This is a genomic window from Streptomyces mangrovisoli, from assembly GCF_000974985.2.
Lineage (GTDB): Bacteria > Actinomycetota > Actinomycetes > Streptomycetales > Streptomycetaceae > Streptomyces > Streptomyces mangrovisoli.
The window spans coordinates 110,029-125,557 of sequence record NZ_LAVA02000011.1 but is presented as its reverse complement, the minus strand read 5'-3'; the positions used below and the strand labels follow the sequence as shown (position 1 = coordinate 125,557).

General features: G+C 73.4%; 12 protein-coding genes. 3 read left to right on the top strand and 9 right to left on the bottom strand.

Annotated features, from left to right (window positions below):
- Window positions 1–44: 44 nt before the first annotated feature.
- Window positions 45–767, bottom strand: coding sequence for a DUF4232 domain-containing protein (locus tag WN71_RS05485; protein ID WP_046590453.1), 723 nt, complete (start codon window positions 765–767; stop codon window positions 45–47).
- Between the two features lie 244 nt (window positions 768–1,011).
- Window positions 1,012–2,382 (bottom strand): serine/threonine-protein kinase, encoded by a 1,371-nt coding sequence (locus WN71_RS05480; RefSeq protein WP_046590451.1) that lies wholly within the window; start codon window positions 2,380–2,382, stop codon window positions 1,012–1,014.
- A 47-nt stretch (window positions 2,383–2,429) separates the two neighbouring features.
- Between WN71_RS05480 and WN71_RS05475 the strand changes: the two genes are divergently transcribed.
- On the top strand, window positions 2,430–2,981 hold the full coding sequence (locus WN71_RS05475; RefSeq protein WP_046590450.1) for an RNA polymerase sigma factor: 552 nt from the start codon (window positions 2,430–2,432) through the stop codon (window positions 2,979–2,981).
- A 93-nt stretch (window positions 2,982–3,074) separates the two neighbouring features.
- Here WN71_RS05475 and WN71_RS05470 read toward each other — a convergent pair whose 3' ends face one another.
- The gene (locus WN71_RS05470) at window positions 3,075–5,459 is read right to left on the bottom strand and encodes a SpoIIE family protein phosphatase (RefSeq protein ID WP_046590449.1); all 2,385 of its coding nucleotides are present in this window, start codon (window positions 5,457–5,459) and stop codon (window positions 3,075–3,077) included.
- A 292-nt stretch (window positions 5,460–5,751) separates the two neighbouring features.
- Here WN71_RS05470 and WN71_RS05465 point away from each other — a divergent pair, with 292 nt between their 5' ends.
- A complete protein-coding gene (locus WN71_RS05465) occupies window positions 5,752–8,865 on the top strand; it encodes a glycoside hydrolase family 2 TIM barrel-domain containing protein (RefSeq protein ID WP_046590448.1) in 3,114 nt (1,037 codons plus the stop codon).
- Between the two features lie 21 nt (window positions 8,866–8,886).
- On the opposite strand, the gene WN71_RS05460 is transcribed toward WN71_RS05465, so the two are convergent.
- The 6 genes from WN71_RS05460 to WN71_RS05435 all read right to left on the bottom strand — a co-directional run bounded on the left by WN71_RS05460 (window position 8,887) and on the right by WN71_RS05435 (window position 13,727).
- Window positions 8,887–9,453 carry a cysteine hydrolase family protein gene (locus WN71_RS05460; RefSeq protein WP_046590447.1) on the bottom strand — a complete coding sequence of 189 codons (567 nt, stop codon included), beginning with the start codon at window positions 9,451–9,453 and terminating at the stop codon, window positions 8,887–8,889.
- Between the two features lie 173 nt (window positions 9,454–9,626).
- On the bottom strand, window positions 9,627–10,073 hold the full coding sequence (locus WN71_RS05455) for a DUF6325 family protein (protein ID WP_052743155.1): 447 nt from the start codon (window positions 10,071–10,073) through the stop codon (window positions 9,627–9,629).
- Window positions 10,074–10,188: 115 nt separating this feature from the next.
- Window positions 10,189–10,596, bottom strand: a complete 408-nt coding sequence (locus WN71_RS05450) for an SHOCT domain-containing protein (RefSeq protein ID WP_046590446.1) — start codon at window positions 10,594–10,596, stop codon at window positions 10,189–10,191.
- Between the two features lie 222 nt (window positions 10,597–10,818).
- Entirely contained in the window at window positions 10,819–11,220 is a 402-nt protein-coding gene (locus tag WN71_RS05445) for an SHOCT domain-containing protein (RefSeq protein ID WP_046590445.1), read from the bottom strand.
- Between the two features lie 115 nt (window positions 11,221–11,335).
- Window positions 11,336–11,956, bottom strand: coding sequence for an HdeD family acid-resistance protein (locus WN71_RS05440; RefSeq protein ID WP_046590444.1), 621 nt, complete (start codon window positions 11,954–11,956; stop codon window positions 11,336–11,338).
- A gap of 337 nt (window positions 11,957–12,293) precedes the next feature.
- Window positions 12,294–13,727 (bottom strand): DUF2252 domain-containing protein, encoded by a 1,434-nt coding sequence (locus WN71_RS05435; RefSeq protein ID WP_046590443.1) that lies wholly within the window; start codon window positions 13,725–13,727, stop codon window positions 12,294–12,296.
- A 107-nt stretch (window positions 13,728–13,834) separates the two neighbouring features.
- Between WN71_RS05435 and WN71_RS05430 the strand changes: the two genes are divergently transcribed.
- Window positions 13,835–15,235 carry a diacylglycerol/lipid kinase family protein gene (locus tag WN71_RS05430; RefSeq protein ID WP_046590481.1) on the top strand — a complete coding sequence of 467 codons (1,401 nt, stop codon included), beginning with the start codon at window positions 13,835–13,837 and terminating at the stop codon, window positions 15,233–15,235.
- Window positions 15,236–15,529 lie beyond the last annotated feature (294 nt).

The following is a 15,529-nucleotide window of genomic DNA, read 5'->3' as shown; positions in this document are numbered from 1 at the left end:
GCGGCCGGTGACGGGGTGCGGGAAGGCGCGGGGCGGTGGGGCCGTCAGGGCCCCGTACCGGGGCTGAGGACCGTCAGGAACACCGAGGAGGAGTTGCCGGAGACCGGCACCTTGCCCCCGCTCCAGGCCACCTTCAGCGGGTCCAGCTCGTCGGGCGGGGTGACCACCAGGGTGCTGGGCGTCGCCGTCGCGGCGCCGCTGATCTCGGGGTTGGAGAAGGTCAGCCCCGCCCACGCGCTCTGGCCGGGCTTGAGCGTGACCGTGGTCGGCGTGCCCGAGGAGCGCTTGGGGTCGGGACCGAGCTGCTTGCCCGCGGAGTCCGTGAACGCGGCGCCCGGATAGCCGCGCACGGTGCAGGTGCGGCCGGAGGTGTTGGTGAGCACGAGCGGGAAGTTCTCCTGCCCCGCGCCCGGGTCGTTGCCGCCGACGGACGCCTTCAGCTCGGAGGTGTGGCAGCGGGTGCTCGTCGCGGTCTTGGTGCCGGTGCCGCCCGACGTCGAGCCGCCGGTCGAGCCGGTCTTGGCCGTGGACGTGCCGGAGGACGACGTGCCGGACGAGGCGTCGGTGGCCTTGCCGGTGCCGGTGTCCGTGGTGCCGTCGGACGCGCTGTCGCTGCCGCCGGTCGCGGGCGCGGCCGTACCGGACACCTTCTGCGGAGTGCTCGCCGAGTCGTTGCCGGAGCCGCAGGCGGTCAGCAGACCCAGTGCGGCGACCGCGCTCGCGAGCAGGGCGGCCGCCCGGTGCGAGGACTGGGACGTGTACGCCATCTTTCACACTCCTGAGGGTTCACCGCGTGGTGCGCGGCGGTGGTGCGTGCGTACGGCGCCGAGTGCGCCGTCATGAGTGTCCGATGCGTGTCGGCGGGGAAAAGTTCGCGGCGCGCTCGAAAAATTGCCCGATCGGGCCGGTTTCCGCCGTCGGCGAGCGGCCCGCGGACCGTCTCGTGCCGTCGGGGCGGGGGCTCGCGGACCGTCCAGCCCTGTTGTCGGCGCAGAGGCTCGCGGACTTGCCTCAGGTGACCCGCAGCGACCGCAGTATGCGCTCGGTCGCGTCCGCCCCGCCGTCCTGCCTGACCTGCACGTACACCTGCGGCTGCGCCCCGCCGCCGGACGGTGTCAGCGCCGTCTCGGTGACCGAGCCGCCGCCCGCGCACGCGTCCCAGCTGCGGATACGTCCGCGCCAGTCGCCGCCCGCCCAGGACCGGCTGCCGTCGTAGTGGCAGCCGGAGTGGGTGAGCGCGTCCACCTTCGGGGTGACGCTGCCGTGCTCGCTGACGCCGATGAAGAGGCCGTTGACGTCCTGCGTGAGGTCCTGCCACTTCCCGAGGTCGTCGGCGACCGCGAGCCCCGGCTCCTGCGCCGAGCCGAGCCCCAGCGCCTTGGGGTTCCAGCCCGCGTCGCGCAGCTGGCGGCCCCAGCCGGCGGGCACCTCGGCGACCACCCGCCCGGTGCGGTCCGTGACCCGGACCTCCGTGGGCGTCGACGGCCTGGTCAGCACGGTCACGGCCACCCCGGCGGCGACCGCGGCGGCCACCCCCGCGGCGACCGTGAGCACCACGAACCCCGCGCTCCTGCGCCGCCCGGCCGGGGCGCCGGGCCCGGCCAGCCGCTCCAGCTCCTCGGCGAACGCCCGCGCCGACGGCCAGCGGCGCTCCCGGTCCGGCTCCAGCGCCCGCAGCAGCGCCCGCTGCACCTCCGGCGCGAGGCCGGGGCGCAGCCGCTCCGGACGGACCACCTCGCCGGGGGCGCCCGGGACGGTGCCGGTGACGAGTTCGTAGCCGACCGCGCCGAGGCTGTAGACGTCGGCGCGGGCGTCGATGCCCTCGCCCGGCTGCGCCTGCTCGGGCGGCCGGTAGCCCGCCGAACCGGCCGCCAGGGTGAGCCCCGAGCCGTGCTCCAGGTTCTTCGCCAGGCCGAGGTCGGCCAGCAGCAGGCGCTGCGTGCCGTCGTGCGCGGTGCGCAGCAGGACGTTGCTGGGCTTGATGTCCCGGTGCACCACGCCCGCCTCGTGCAGCGCCTGGGCCGAGCGGGCGGCCAGCGCGGTCAGCCGCAGCGCCTCCGGCACCGGCAGCGGGCCCGCGGTCAGCCGGTCGGCGAGGGTGCCGCCGTCGGCGTACTCCATGACGAAGTACGGCCTGCCGTCCGGGAGTTCACCGATGTCGTAGACCTGCACCACCCGGTCCGAACCGGCCTTGCGCAGCAGCCGCGCCTCGGACAGGAAGCGGTCGCGGATGTCGAGGCGGTGCGACCAGTTGTCGGCGAGCACCTTGACCGCCACGGGTGCCTGCAGTACGTCGTCGTGGGCGAGCCAGACGGTGCCGAAGGCGCCGGTGCCCAGGGTCCGTTCGAGGCGATAGCGGCCGATCCGCGACGGGGAGTGCATGCGACTATCATGCCTGGCCTGAGATCACTTCCCAGGGGGGACCTCCCGTGCAGGACGCGGCGCTGACCGAGGAACTGGCCGGGCGGGCCGCGGCGGGCGACCCGCAGGCACTGGACCGGCTGCTGACCGAGATCGGGCCCGAGGTGCTGCGGCGCTGCGGGCGGTTCCTGCCGTGCCGGGAGGACGCCGAGGAGGCCGCGCAGGACGTGCTGCTCCAAGTGGCCCGGCGGATCACGACGTTCGAGGGCCGCAGCCGCTTCAGCACCTGGCTGTACACGGTGGTCTCCAACTGTGCCCGGCAGAAGTACCGCGAGCTGAAGCGGCGGGCCGCCGAGCAGCCCGCCGCCATCGAGCCGTCGAGTTACGTCGATCCGCGCACCACGAGCGTCATCGCGGGCTCCCGCGTCGATCTGCTGGAGGCGCTGGACCGGCTGGAGCGGGAGGCGCCGCACCTGGTGGCGCCGCTGGTCTACCGGGACATCTGCCAGCTGGAGTACGCCGAGGTGGCGGAGCGGGTCGGCATTCCGCTCGGCACCCTCAAGTCCCGTCTGCACGAGGCCCGTCGGCAGGTGCGGCCCTGGCTGAGCAGCGGGGCCTGACGGTCGGTGCGGCCCTGGTTGAGCAGCGGGGCCTGACGGTCGGTGCGGCCCTGGTTGAGCAGCGGGGCCCGACGCTCGTCGCGGTGGCCCCGGTCACTCCAGGTCCAGCAGCGTCAGTTCCGCCCAGATCGTCTTGCCCTCCGCGGTGTGCCTGCTGCCCCAGCGCTGGGTGAGCTGGGCGACCAGCAGCAGCCCGCGGCCGCCCTCGTCCCAGGTCTTCGCGCGGCGCAGATGCGGCGCGGTGTGGCTGGTGTCGGAGACCTCGCAGATCAGCGTGGTCGCGTCATGGATCAGCCGGAGCCGGATCGGGTGGGCGCCGTAGCGGATGGCGTTGGTGACCAGTTCGCTGACCACCAGCTCGGTCGTGAACGCGGCCTCGGTCAGCCGCCAGGCGTCCAGCTGCTCCACGACCTGCTTGCGGATCGGCGCGACCAGCGACGGGTCGGCCGGGATGTCCCAGGTCGCCACCTGCGAGGCGGGCAGGCCCTGGGTGCGGGCCAGCAGCAGGGCCACGTCGTCCGGGGCGCCGCCCGGCGGCAGCAGCGCGTGCAGGACCCGGTCGCACGCCTCGTCGAGCGAGTTCGAGGGTGCCGCGAGCGCGTCGCACAGCAGCTCCTGGCCGACGGCCTCGTCCCGGTCGAGGTTCTCGATCAGGCCGTCGGTGTACAGGGCGAGCACGGTGCCCTCGGGCAGGTCGAACTCGGCGGACTCGAAGGGCAGTCCCCCCATGCCCAGCGCGGGGCCCGCGGGCAGCTCGACGAGCTCCGGCGCGCGGCCCGGCCGGATCATGACGGGCGCCGGATGGCCGGCGCGGGCCAGCGTGCAGCGGCGGGAGACGGGGTCGTACACGGCGTAGAGACAGCTCGAGTCGACCTCGCCGGGTCTGCCCTCGCTCCCGGCCTCCGCGGAGAGCCGGACCACGAGGTCGTCGAGGTGGGTGAGCAGTTCGTCCGGGGCGAGGTCGATGTCGGCGAGGGTGCGCACCGCCGTGCGCAGCCGGCCCATGGTCGCGGAGGCCTGGACGCCGTGCCCGACGACGTCGCCGACCACCATCGCGACCCGCATCCCGGACAGCGGGATGACGTCGAACCAGTCGCCGCCCACGCCGGCGCGCGCCGCGGGCAGATAGCGGGAGGCCGCCTCCAGGGCGGCGGTGCGCGGCAGGGAGCGCGGCAGCAGGCTGCGCTGGAGGGCGAGCGCGGTCTCGCGCTCGCGGGAGTAGCGCCGGGCGTTGTCGATGCAGACCGCGGCCCGGGTGGTGATCTCCTCGGCGAGCAGCACGTCGTCGGGGGTGAACGGGTCGGGGCGCCGGTGCCGGTGCAGGACCGCGACCCCGAGGGTCAGGCCGCGGGCCTGGATCGGCACCGACATGGAGGAGTGGATGCCGTACTCGCGGATCCGCTCGGTGCGTACCGGGTCCCACGACAGCCACTGGTCGAGGTCGCCGCCGGGCGCCGAGCTGACGATGGTGTGTCCGGCGGTCAGCGAGTCCGCCTGCGGGGACGAAGGCGGGTAGACCAGGGTCCGGCCGGGGGCCAGCAGCGCCTCGGGGACGCCGGGGTTGATCGACTGGTGGGCGATGCGGCGCAGCCCGACCGGGGCGGTGATCGTGGCGGGTGGCTCGCCGCCGTGCTCCTGCGGGTCCAGCAGGTCGACGGTGACGAAGTCGGCGAAGGCGGGCACGCACACGTCCGCCAGCTCCTGCGCGGTGCGCGTGACGTCGAGGGTGGTGCCGATGCGCGTGCCCGCCTCGTTGACGAGCTGGAGGCGCTCGCGGGCCAGGTAGTTGTCGGTGAAGTCGTGCGCGGCCACGGACACCCCGCACACCCGGCCCGCCGCGTCGCGCACCGGGGCCATCCGGGCCAGCCAGGCGTGCGCGCGGTCCTCGCCGCCGCTGCGCGCGTAGGTCTGCACGTCCTCGGCGCGGCCGGTGGTCAGCACCCGCAGCATGTGGCGTTCCATGTCGGCGCTCTCCGGCTTGCCGCCGATCTCGGAGGGCCGCAGTCCGAGCGCCCGCGCCGGGGGCAGGCCCATGACCTCGGCCATGGCGTCGTTGGCGCCCGCCAGCCGCAGCCGGTCGTCGTACACGGCGATGGCGCAGGGGGAGTGGGCCGGGGTGGCCAGCGGGTCCGTCGGGTCCTGCGGGGAGCGCGGCTCGCCGCTCCTGAGCGGGGTGACCACGAGCCAGTCGCCGGGGCCGCCGTCCTCGGCCTGCCGGTGGTGGGCGAGCAGCCAGACGTCCACGGTGTGTCCGTCGCGGTGGCGCAGAGTGAGCGTTCCGTCCCAGCGCGGGCCGCCGGGAGAGGGCCGGTCCGCGGTGCCGTCGGCGAGCAGCCGCGTGTAGGGGCCTCCCACGACATCGTCCGCGGTGTGCCCGAGCAGCAGGCCGGCGCCCTCGCTCCACTCGGCCAGGGTGCCGTCCTCGCTGATGACGGCCCGAGCCGTCGCCGCGTCGTCGAACGGATACACCGGCGTCATCCTCGCCACTCCCAAGCGCACACTCACCGTGAGCAGGTGCGTTCACTTGCGTTCCAGCCTAGTGCTTCGGGCCGGTGTGCGGACCCGATCGCCCGCTGTGACGCAGCGGCTCGGTCAAGGGTGAATTCCGGCCACGCGGCGCGCGGGACGGAAGGCGGGACGGACAGACGGACGGGAAGCGGGACGGAAAGCGATTGCCCGACCCTTGACGGGGCCGTGTGCCATCACGTCAGAATCTGTGCGGTAACGATCAGTTGTGAGTACTTCTGGTCCCTGATGAGGGAGAGCCGCCATGACCGTCACTCGCAGATCGGTTCTTATCGCCTCTACGGCGGCGCCCGCGGCCGGAGCGCTGCTCGGCGCCCCCGCCGCCCGTGCCGCCGAGGCCTCCGGCGACCCCGGACACGCCGCGTACACCGGGGGGCGCCGCACGCTCGCCCTGCGCGACGGCTGGCGCTTCGCGCTGGTCGACGCGGGCGGGATCACCGACCCGACCGGCGCCTACGCGGGCGCCGCCGACCCCGGCTACGACGACTCCGGCTGGCGCGAGGTCGCCGTACCGCACGACTGGAGCATCGAGCAGACGCCGACCACCGACCACAACACCACCAGTGGAACCGGTTTCTTCCCCGGCGGCCTCGGCTGGTACCGCCTCGCCTTCACCCTGCCGTCGGGCTACGCGGGCAAGCGGATCTCGGTGGAGTTCGACGGCGTCTACATGGACTCCCACGTCTACTGCAACGGCACCGAGGTCGGCCAGCACCCCTACGGCTACACCGGGTTCGCCTTCGACCTCACCGGCCTGCTGCACACCGACGGCCGCACCGAGAACGTGCTCGCGGTGAAGGTGCAGAACCAACTCCCCAGCAGCCGCTGGTACTCCGGCAGCGGCATCTACCGCGAGGCCCGGCTCGTGGTCACCGAACCCGTGCACGTGGCGCGCTGGGGGACCTGGGTCACCACCCCGGACATCAGCGCCGAGCGGGCCGTCGTCCGGGTCCGGACCGCCGTCGAGAACGCCTCCGGTACCGCCGCGGACGTCGAGGTCGTCTCGCGTGTCCTCGATCCCGACGGTCGTTCGGTCACTCGAACGACGACCACGGTGAGCGTCACCGACACCCACACCGAGACCCACGAACTCACCGTGCCCAGGCCGAAGCTGTGGGACTTCGCCACCCCCAGGCGCTACACCCTGGAGACCGAGCTGCGCGTCGGCGGCCGGACCACCGACACCCACCGCACCCGCTTCGGCATCCGCTCCTACCGCTTCGACCCCGACGAAGGCTTCTCCCTCAACGGCACCCCCGCCAAGATCAAGGGCGTCGACCTCCACCACGACCAGGGCGCGCTCGGCGCCGCGATCAGCCTCGACGCGGTCCGCCGCCAGATGACCCTCATGAAGTCGATGGGCGTCAACGCCTTCCGCACCTCCCACAACCCGCCCTCGCCACAGATGATCGAGGTCTGCGAGGAGCTGGGCATCGTGATGATGGTGGAGGCCTTCGACTGCTGGCACACCGGCAAGACCACCTACGACTACCACCGCTTCTTCGACGCCTGGTGCGAGAAGGACGCCACCGAGATGGTGCTCGCGGCCCGCAACTCGCCCGCCGTCGTGCTGTGGTCCATCGGCAACGAGATCCCCGACTCCACCTCCACCGCCGGCCTCGCCATGGCCGACCGCATCATCGCCGCCATCAGGGCCGCCGACGACACCCGGCCCCTCGTCATCGGCTCCGACAAGTACCGCTCGGTGCCCGCCAAGGGCTCGGCCGCGGACCTGATGCTCGCCAAACTCGACGGCCTCGGCCTGAACTACAACACCGCGAAGTCGGTCGACGCGCTGCACGCCGCCTACCCGCACCTGTTCCTCTTCGAGTCCGAGTCCTCCTCGGAGACCTCCACCCGCGCCACCTACCAGGAGCCCGAACACCTCAACACCGGCGAGAACCACACCCCCGGCCGACGCGCCACCTCCTCCTTCGACAACAACCTCGCCTCCTGGACCATGAGCGGCGAGTACGGCCACAAGAAGGACCGCGACCGCAAGTGGTTCGCCGGGCAGTTCCTGTGGTCCGGCATCGACTACATCGGCGAGCCCACGCCGTACAACGTCTTCCCGGTCAAGGCGTCCTTCTTCGGCGCCGTCGACACCGCCGGCTTCCCCAAGGACATGTACCACCTCTTCCGCAGCCAGTGGACCGACGAACCGATGGTGCACCTGCTGCCGATGACCTGGAACCACGAGGCGGGCGACACCGTCGAGGTGTGGGCCTACGCCAACGTGCCCACCGTCGAGCTGTTCCTGAACGGCACCTCCCTCGGCACCCGCACCTTCGACACCAAGACCACCACCGACGGCCGCGCCTACCTGGAGACCACCGAGGCCACCGGCGACGACAAGACCGTCACCACCGGCGCCTACCCCGGCAGTTACACCAGCCCCAACGGCAGCGCGGGCAAGCTCCACCTCGTCTGGCAGGTGCCCTACGCGCCCGGCGAGCTGAAGGCCGTCGCCCGGCGCGGCGGCAAGGCCGTCGCCACCGACGTGCTGCGCACCGCCGGAGCGCCGCACGCCGTCCGCCTCACCCCCGACCGGACCACGCTCGCCGCGGACGGCCGCTCCCTGGTGTTCGTCACCGCCGACGTCGTCGACGTCCACGGCGTCGTCGTGCCCGACGCCGAGCACCTGATCACCTTCGACGTCACCGGCGGCTCACTCGCCGGTCTCGACAACGGCCGCGAGGAGAGCGCCGAGCGCTACCAGGCCACCACCCGCACCGCCTTCCACGGCAAGGCCCTCGCCATCGTCCGCTCCGGCACCCGCGCCGGCACCCTGCGGGTCACCGCGACCGCGGAGGGCCTGCACAAGGGCAGCACCTCGGTGCGCACCACCTCCGCCCGCTCCGCCGCGACCACCCCAGCGGCAGCCTTCGCCGCCGATCTGCCCGCGCCGCCCGACTACCCCCTCGCCGACGCCAGTTACTCCGGCCGCACCGACACCCTGCCCGCCGCCGTGCTCGACGGGGACGCGACCACCGGCTGGTCCAACGCCTTCGCCAAGTCGGCCACCGCCCTGCTGCCCGCCTTCAGCGGAGCCCGCCCGAAGGACTGGGTCTCCGTCGACTGGGGACGCACCCGTACCTTCGGCCGCATCGAGGTCTCCTTCACCACGGACAGCACCCACAGCCTGCCCGCGGGTGTCGAGGTGGCGGTGTGGAACGGGCACGCCTACGCCCCCGTCACCGGACAGACCGTCGACTGGGCCGCCACCTCCGACACGCCCACGGTGATCACCTTCGACCAGGCCCGCGGCTCCCGGCTGCGGCTGACGCTGACCAGCGCGCATCCGGGCGAGCCGCAGGGCGCGGTGCGGATCAGCAAGCTGGAGGCACCGGCGGGGTGAGCTGATCGCGGACGGGCGCCCTCAGCCGGCGTCCGCCGCCGTGAAGGACACCTCCGCCGTGGAGACGGTGCCGCCCGAACGGCCCGGGGCGTTCTGGAAGCCCCAGTACAGATTGGTGTGGGCTATGACCTGCTCCGGGCTCGGGGCGCCGTACTTCGTGAGGTCCTCGGTGGTGTGGGCGTCACCCACCAGCGTCGCGTCGTACCCCCGCACCAGGGCGCCGTGCAGGGTCGAGCGGATGCACATGTCGGTCTGGGCGCCCGTGACCACGATCCGGCCCACGCCCCGCTCGGCGAGCAGCGACTCCAGCTCCGTGTCCTCGAAGGAGTCGCCCCACTTCTTGTGCACGAGGGGCTCGTCGTCGAGACGCGTCAGTTCCGCCACGTACTCCCACTCCGGGCTGCCCAGGACCAGGCCGTCGTCGGAGTGCTGCACCCAGAGCACCGGCACGTCCTCCGCGCGTGCCTTGCCGATCAGGGTGTTGATGTTCTCGATCACCTCGTCGCGGCGGGGCGAGCCCTCCACCACGCCCTGCTGGACGTCGATGACGAGCAGGGCGGTGTTCGGCCGGTCGGGCAACGTGGTCATGGCGACCTCCGGTGTCTCGGGTCCTGCGGTACCGATCTCATGTCCAGGCCACAGTAGAGGCCGCCACTGACAACGCCGTCAGACCGCCATCGGCACCACCACCGGCACGGCGGGAGCGGGGCGGACGGCCGCCCCGCTCCCGTGCTTCCCGCCGGACTGCGGCCGCGCCGCCGTCAGCGCCGTGTCGCCTTCGCCGAGGCGGCCAGTTCGGCCTCCACCTCGGCGATCTGCTCGTAGGGGATGCGGAGGGTGGCCAGCATGCGACCGTCGTGCTTGCGGGCCTCCTCGAGGGCCTCGCGGGCCCACACGTTCTCCACCAGCAGGGCCAGGACGGTGGTGTCCGGGTCCATCACGGTGGAGATCTCGTGGATGTCGTCGATCCCGAGCATCCCGAGGGTGCGCCGCGCGGCGAGCTCGGCGGCCATGTCGCCGAGGTGCTCGATGTCCGACAGCTCGACGCGTCCCACCTCGCCCGTGGGGCTCTTGGTGACGATCAGCGCGTCGAGGATGCGGACGTCCTTGCGGCGTTCGACCAGCTCCAGCGCCGCCAGGAACGACTGCGGCGGCCGCTGCGCCGGGAACGACAGGATGACCAGGTCGACCGGTCCCATGGTGCTCATGGCGCCTCTTCCGTTCATGGGCGGTGCCCGCTCGCCGGGCGGGGCCGTGCGGTGCGGACGACGCCCGTGCGGTGCGGACGGGGCCCGCGCCGCACGGCCGGGCCCCTGCGGCGGGTCAGTGCGACGCGAGGACCTTCGCCTTGGCCTGCTCGTACTCGGCGTCGGTGATGTCCCCGTGGTCGTGCAGCCCGGCCAGCCTGATCAGCTCGTCGGTGTGGCTCGGACCGGTCGGCGCGGGGGTGTCGGCAGCCGCCTGCTGGACGTAGGAACGGAACGCCTGCTCCTGCTCCTGCATCTGGCGCCGGTCGCGCTCGCCCATGCCCCTGCCGCGTGCGATCAGGTAGACGAAGCAGCCGAGGAACGGCACCACGCACACGAAGATCGTCCAGCCGGCCTTCCCCCAGCCGCTCATGCTGTCGTCGCGGAAGACGTCGCCGATGATCCGGAACAGCAGCACGAACCACATGACCCACAGGAAGAACCACAGCATGGTCATGAACGCGTTGAGCAGGGGATAGTCCATCGTTGCCTCCGCTTGTCGCCGCCGCGGCGGTGCCGCGGCGTCCAAGGCCCCCGGGTCTCGTCGGGAGTCGTCGCGGGCCCTACGTCTCTCACCGTGCGCCCGCCGTTCTTGGAGCGGCATCACCCGAGGTGGGTGATCCGGCGGACGGGTCACCCGTGGCGGGTGATGCCCGGCCGGGCGCCGGCGGGAGGCGTCCCGCCGGCGCGTCGCGCCGCTCCGGGATCAGGCCGCGAGGACCTTGGTCTTGGCCTGTTCGTACTCGGCGTCGGTGATGGCGCCCCGCTCGTGCAGGGCCGCCAGCTTGCCCAGCTCGTCGGCCTTGGCGGGCTTGGTCTGCGGGGTCTCGGCCGCCGCCTCGCGGACGTACGAGCGGAACGCCTTGTCGCGCTCCCGGGCCTGGCGCAGATCGCGTTCGCCCATGCCCTTGCCGCGGGCGATGAGGTAGACGAAGACGCCCAGGAAGGGCAGCACGCACACGAAGACGGCCCAGCCCGCCTTGCCCCAGCCGCTGAGCGAGTCGTCGCGGAACAGGTCCACGAAGACCCGGAACAGCAGCATGAACCACATGATCCACAGGAAGAACCAGAGCATGGTCCAGAAGACGTCGAGCAGCGGGTAGTTCATGGTCGGCTCCGTTCGGTGAAGGCCGTGAAGTCCGCGTAGCGGCACGGGAAGCGGGGAAGAGGCGGGCCCCCGCCGGGGCGGGGGAGCGCGAGAGAGGGAAGGGGGAGCGGGGTGCTCAGGTCGCGGTCACCGGACCCGTCCGGGCCGAGCGCAGGCGCCGCAGCGCGGAGCGGACCATGAACGCCATGACCAGTTCGGCCACGCCGAGCAGCACCAGCCACAGGCCGAGCAGCCGGGCCAGCGCGACCGCGGAGTCCACCGGGAAGCAGAGCACCACGATCCCGGCGACGATCCCGAGCGTGCTGGTGGCGATCACCAGGCCGCGGTGCGGCAGGTTGCGGTCGGCGATCGCGATGTACAGGGTCATCGCCCCGGACAGCAGCCAGAACAGCCCGATGACGAGCGCCAGCACGGCGATGGTCTGCAAGGGGTGCCGCAGACACAGCACGCCCACCACCAGCGCCGCGAACGCGATCAGCGCCCGCAGCAGCCGGCCGCCGCCGCTCTCGTTGCGCGAACGGGAAAAGGCGTTCACGAAGCCGAAGACGGCCACCACCAGGAAGTGCAGGCCGATCACGACGGCCAGCACGTGCAGGGTCTCCTCCGGCCAGACGAGCACGACGACACCGGGGATCAGGGTGGCCAGGGCGAGCCCGAGCGCCCAGATCCAGGAGTCGCCGAGATCCGCGAGGAAATCCTGCGGATCCGCCGGCGCGGGGGTTGTCGGTTGGCTCATGACGGTTGCCTCCACCTCCGAGCCTGAGCCCGGATCTCGGCGCGGTCCTCACCCCGGGAGGGTGAGATCGACCGGACGCCGCTCGTCGGTCGGCCCGCGCCCGGGGTCGTCGTTCCGTCAGGTCGGACACTCCCGACCGTCCTGTCCCGTCCGGGCCGGCAGGACACTCCTGACCGTCCCGTCCCGTCCCGTCCCGTCCCGTCCCGTCCCGTCCGGGCCGGCAGGACACTCCTGACCGTCCCGTCCCGTCCCGTCCGGGCCGGCAGGACACTCCTGACCGTCCCGTCCGCGCGGGCGGGACATTCGTGACCGTCCCTTCCGCCCGGGCCCGGGACGTTCACTCCGTCAGGTCGGTGCGGGCGGTGACCCGGCCGCGCGCCACCGCGTCGTCGAGCGCCTGGTGGTCGCGTTCGTTCTGGTCGGCGTAGGACCGGGCGAACTCCGCGAGGGCCTCGTCGAACGCGTCGCCGTGGCCGAGGTAGGACCCGATCGCGATGGGGTCGCCCGAGCGGGCATGGGCGCGGGCCAGCGACGCCCCGCAGATCTGCCCGAACAGCGACAGGGTGCGCGGGTCCATGGTCTCGGGCCGTGCGATGCCCTTCCAGTCGCGCAACTGCCGTACGTAGAAGTCGCGTTCGCGGCCGTCCAGGCCCGTCATCCGCTTCCAGCCGAGGAAGATGTCGCCGGCGGCCTGCATCAGCCGCTGCCCGGCCACCACCCGCTCGCCCTGGTTGTCGTAGACGCTGGCGCCGCTGAACGGCGCGAGGACGGACGTGCCCGCCTCCTTGGCCTGCAACAGCAGCGGATCGCCGGTGTCGCGGCCCAGCATCATGACGATCCAGCAGCGGGTGCCGACGCTGCCGACGCCGACCACCTTGCGCGCGGTGTCCGTGACGTGGAACCGGGACAGCAGATGACGCCGCTCGGAGGACAGGGTGAGCGCGTAGTCGGCGACCAGGTCGCGCAGCGTCCCCTCCAGCTCCTCCCGCTCGGCGTCCGGCAGCAGCTCGTCGAGCGGGGTGACCAGCGGCGGCTCCGACACGATCCGCGGCACACCGTCCACGAGCCGGGTGAGCTTGCCCGCCACCTGGGAGCTCGTACGGCTGCGCGCCTTGGCGGACGCGCCGGCCACCCGGCGCAGGACGTCCTTGCCCACCGGCGCGCGCAGCAGCTCCTCCAGCCGGTCGGCGTCGTCGCGGGCGTACCAGATGTCGAGGGTGCGCATCCCGGCGAAGTCGCGCATCCGCTCGCGGTAGGAGCGGACGCAGGCACGCACCATGGAGGAGCACTCCTTGGCGGAGAAGCCGTTGGCGCGCCCCGCGATCACCAGGCTGGTGGCCAGCCGCTTGACATCCCACTCGAACGGCCCGGGCAGGGTCTCGTCGAAGTCGTTGATGTCGAAGATCAGATGTCGTTCCGCCGAGGCGAGCAGCCGGAAGTTCAGCAGATGGGCGTCTCCGCACAGCTGCGCCACGAGTCCGGTGTGTGGCAGGGCGCCCAGGTCGGACGCCATGATCGCGGCGGCCCCGCGGTAGAACCGGAACGGCGACTCCAGCATCCGGCCGTAGCGCACCGGGACCAGCTCGGGCACCCGGGTGGCGGACTGCCGGTCGATGATGTCGATGGGGTCCGGCCGCTTCTCGCCCGGGTCGAAGACCGCGTGCGCGGAGCGCGGCAGCCGGGCCCGGGCCGCCTTGCCGCGGGCCGCGCGCTCGGCGGGGGAGAGCGGAACGGACGGCGCGGAGAGGGAACGCTCGCTGAGGATGCTCATGGCGGACCTCCTTTCCCGCAGCCTCGCAGCCCCGGGCCCGCGGCGGATCACCCGGTCCGAGTGATGTACGGCCGGGCCGCGGGCGCTGTCATGGAGCCGTGCGCGGGATACCGGGTGAGACCGGGGGGACACGGGGCGGGGCCGGGCCGGGCGGTGTCCGGGAGGGGCGCCGCCGGACGGCCGGACCCTGGCTGTCCCGGCTCGCCCTGCTGATCGCGGCGGCCGCGGTCGTCGTGCTGCTGCTGGCCGCCGGGATCCACAGCATCGGGCTGCTGGCCGTCGGCCTCGCGGGGCTCGCGGTGAGCGCCGCGGCGCTGTGGTGGACCCTCGCGCACCGCGGTCTGACCCGCGTGCTGGCCGCCACGCTCGGCGTCCTCGTGCCGCTCGCCGTCCTGCTCTTCTACGCCGCCGTAGGGCTGCTGTGGGCGGCCCTGCTGGTCGTCGTGCTGTGGGCGCTGGCCTCGCTGACCGGCCGCGCCGCGCTCGCCGCGGACAGCAGGGCAGAGGGACGTCCGGAGCGACGGGTGGCGCCGGCCAAGGCGCCGTACTTCATCATGAATCCGCGCTCCGGCGGCGGGAAGGTCGGCCGCTTCGACCTGGTGGAGCGGGCGCGCGCCCTCGGCGCGGAGGTCGCCGTCCTGGACCCCGCCCACCCGCAGGACGTGGCGGAGCTGGCCCGGCGGGCCGTCGCGGCCGGCGCGGACCTGCTCGGGGTGGCCGGCGGCGACGGCACCCAGGCGCTCGTGGCGCAGGTGGCCGCGGAGCACGACCTGCCGTTCGTCGTGGTGTCCGCGGGCACCCGCAACCACCTCGCGCGCGACCTCGGACTGGACCGCGACGACCCCTCGCGCTGCCTCGACGCCCTCACCGACGGCGTCGAACTGCGCATGGACCTCGGCCTGATCGCCGACCGGGTCTTCGTCAACAACGCCTCCTTCGGTGTCTACGCGGAGGTCGTGCAGAGCGACGACTACCGCGACGACGGGCTGCGCACGGTCCTCCAGGCGCTCCCCGAACTGCTCACCCACCGCACCGGGTCCCGGCTCAGCGTCCACGCCGGGGGCGTCGGCGTCGACGCCCCGCAGGCGGTGCTCATCAGCAACAACCCCTATCAGCTCGAAGGCGCCGTCGGCGTGCCCGGCCGGCCCCGGCTCGACACCGGGGCGCTCGGGGTGCTCGTGGTCAGCGTCGACAACGCGGCCCAGGCCGCGGGGATGCTGCGCGGCCGCCGCGGCCGGGGGCTCGCCGCGCTCACCGCCACGGAGGTGGTCGTCGACGCCGACGCGCCCGAGGTCCCGGTCGGCGTCGACGGCGAGGCGCTGGTCTTCCCGACCCCCGTCACCTGCCGCATCCACCCGGCCGCGCTGCGCGTACGCGTCCCCCGCCACCGCCCGGGCGGCCCCCGTGTGAAGCCCCGCCTGGACTGGCGGGCGCTGCTGCGGCTGGCGTTCGGGCGGGACGGCGGCGCGAGGCGGTGGTCGGCGGCCGGTGGCCCGCCCTGCGTTTAGGACCGGGCAAACGGGTGAGCAGGGTGCTCGGGACGGTCTGCGATCAGCCGGCCCGCCGCCGCGGCGGGACGCGGGTCCGTCGCGCCGGCCGCCATGAGGACGGGACCGGCCCCGTGCGGAAGGAGCCGGCTTCCCTGAGGAAGGAACCGTGAGCGAGACGCTGCCCCCACAGAGCCCTCCCGCCGCCCTCGAACCGCGCCGCCCGGCCGCCCCGCCGGACCGCACCCCCGGCACCGACACCCGCACCGGCACCGAGACCGGCACCCGCACCCCCGGCACCGACACCCGCACCGG

Bases quoted from the DNA above. Each gene is read 5' to 3' on its own strand.
- WN71_RS05470 (WP_046590449.1), bottom strand. From the start codon at position 5,459: ATGACGCCGGTGTATCCGTTCGACGACGCGGCGACGGCTCGGGCCGTC.
- WN71_RS05465 (WP_046590448.1), top strand. From the start codon at position 5,752: ATGACCGTCACTCGCAGATCGGTTCTTATCGCCTCTACGGCGGCGCCC.
- WN71_RS05485 (WP_046590453.1), bottom strand. From the start codon at position 767: ATGGCGTACACGTCCCAGTCCTCGCACCGGGCGGCCGCCCTGCTCGCG.
- WN71_RS05480 (WP_046590451.1), bottom strand. From the start codon at position 2,382: ATGCACTCCCCGTCGCGGATCGGCCGCTATCGCCTCGAACGGACCCTG.
- WN71_RS05435 (WP_046590443.1), bottom strand. From the start codon at position 13,727: ATGAGCATCCTCAGCGAGCGTTCCCTCTCCGCGCCGTCCGTTCCGCTC.
- WN71_RS05450 (WP_046590446.1), bottom strand. From the start codon at position 10,596: ATGGACTATCCCCTGCTCAACGCGTTCATGACCATGCTGTGGTTCTTC.
- WN71_RS05455 (WP_052743155.1), bottom strand. From the start codon at position 10,073: ATGAGCACCATGGGACCGGTCGACCTGGTCATCCTGTCGTTCCCGGCG.
- WN71_RS05440 (WP_046590444.1), bottom strand. From the start codon at position 11,956: ATGAGCCAACCGACAACCCCCGCGCCGGCGGATCCGCAGGATTTCCTC.
- WN71_RS05445 (WP_046590445.1), bottom strand. From the start codon at position 11,220: ATGAACTACCCGCTGCTCGACGTCTTCTGGACCATGCTCTGGTTCTTC.
- WN71_RS05460 (WP_046590447.1), bottom strand. From the start codon at position 9,453: ATGACCACGTTGCCCGACCGGCCGAACACCGCCCTGCTCGTCATCGAC.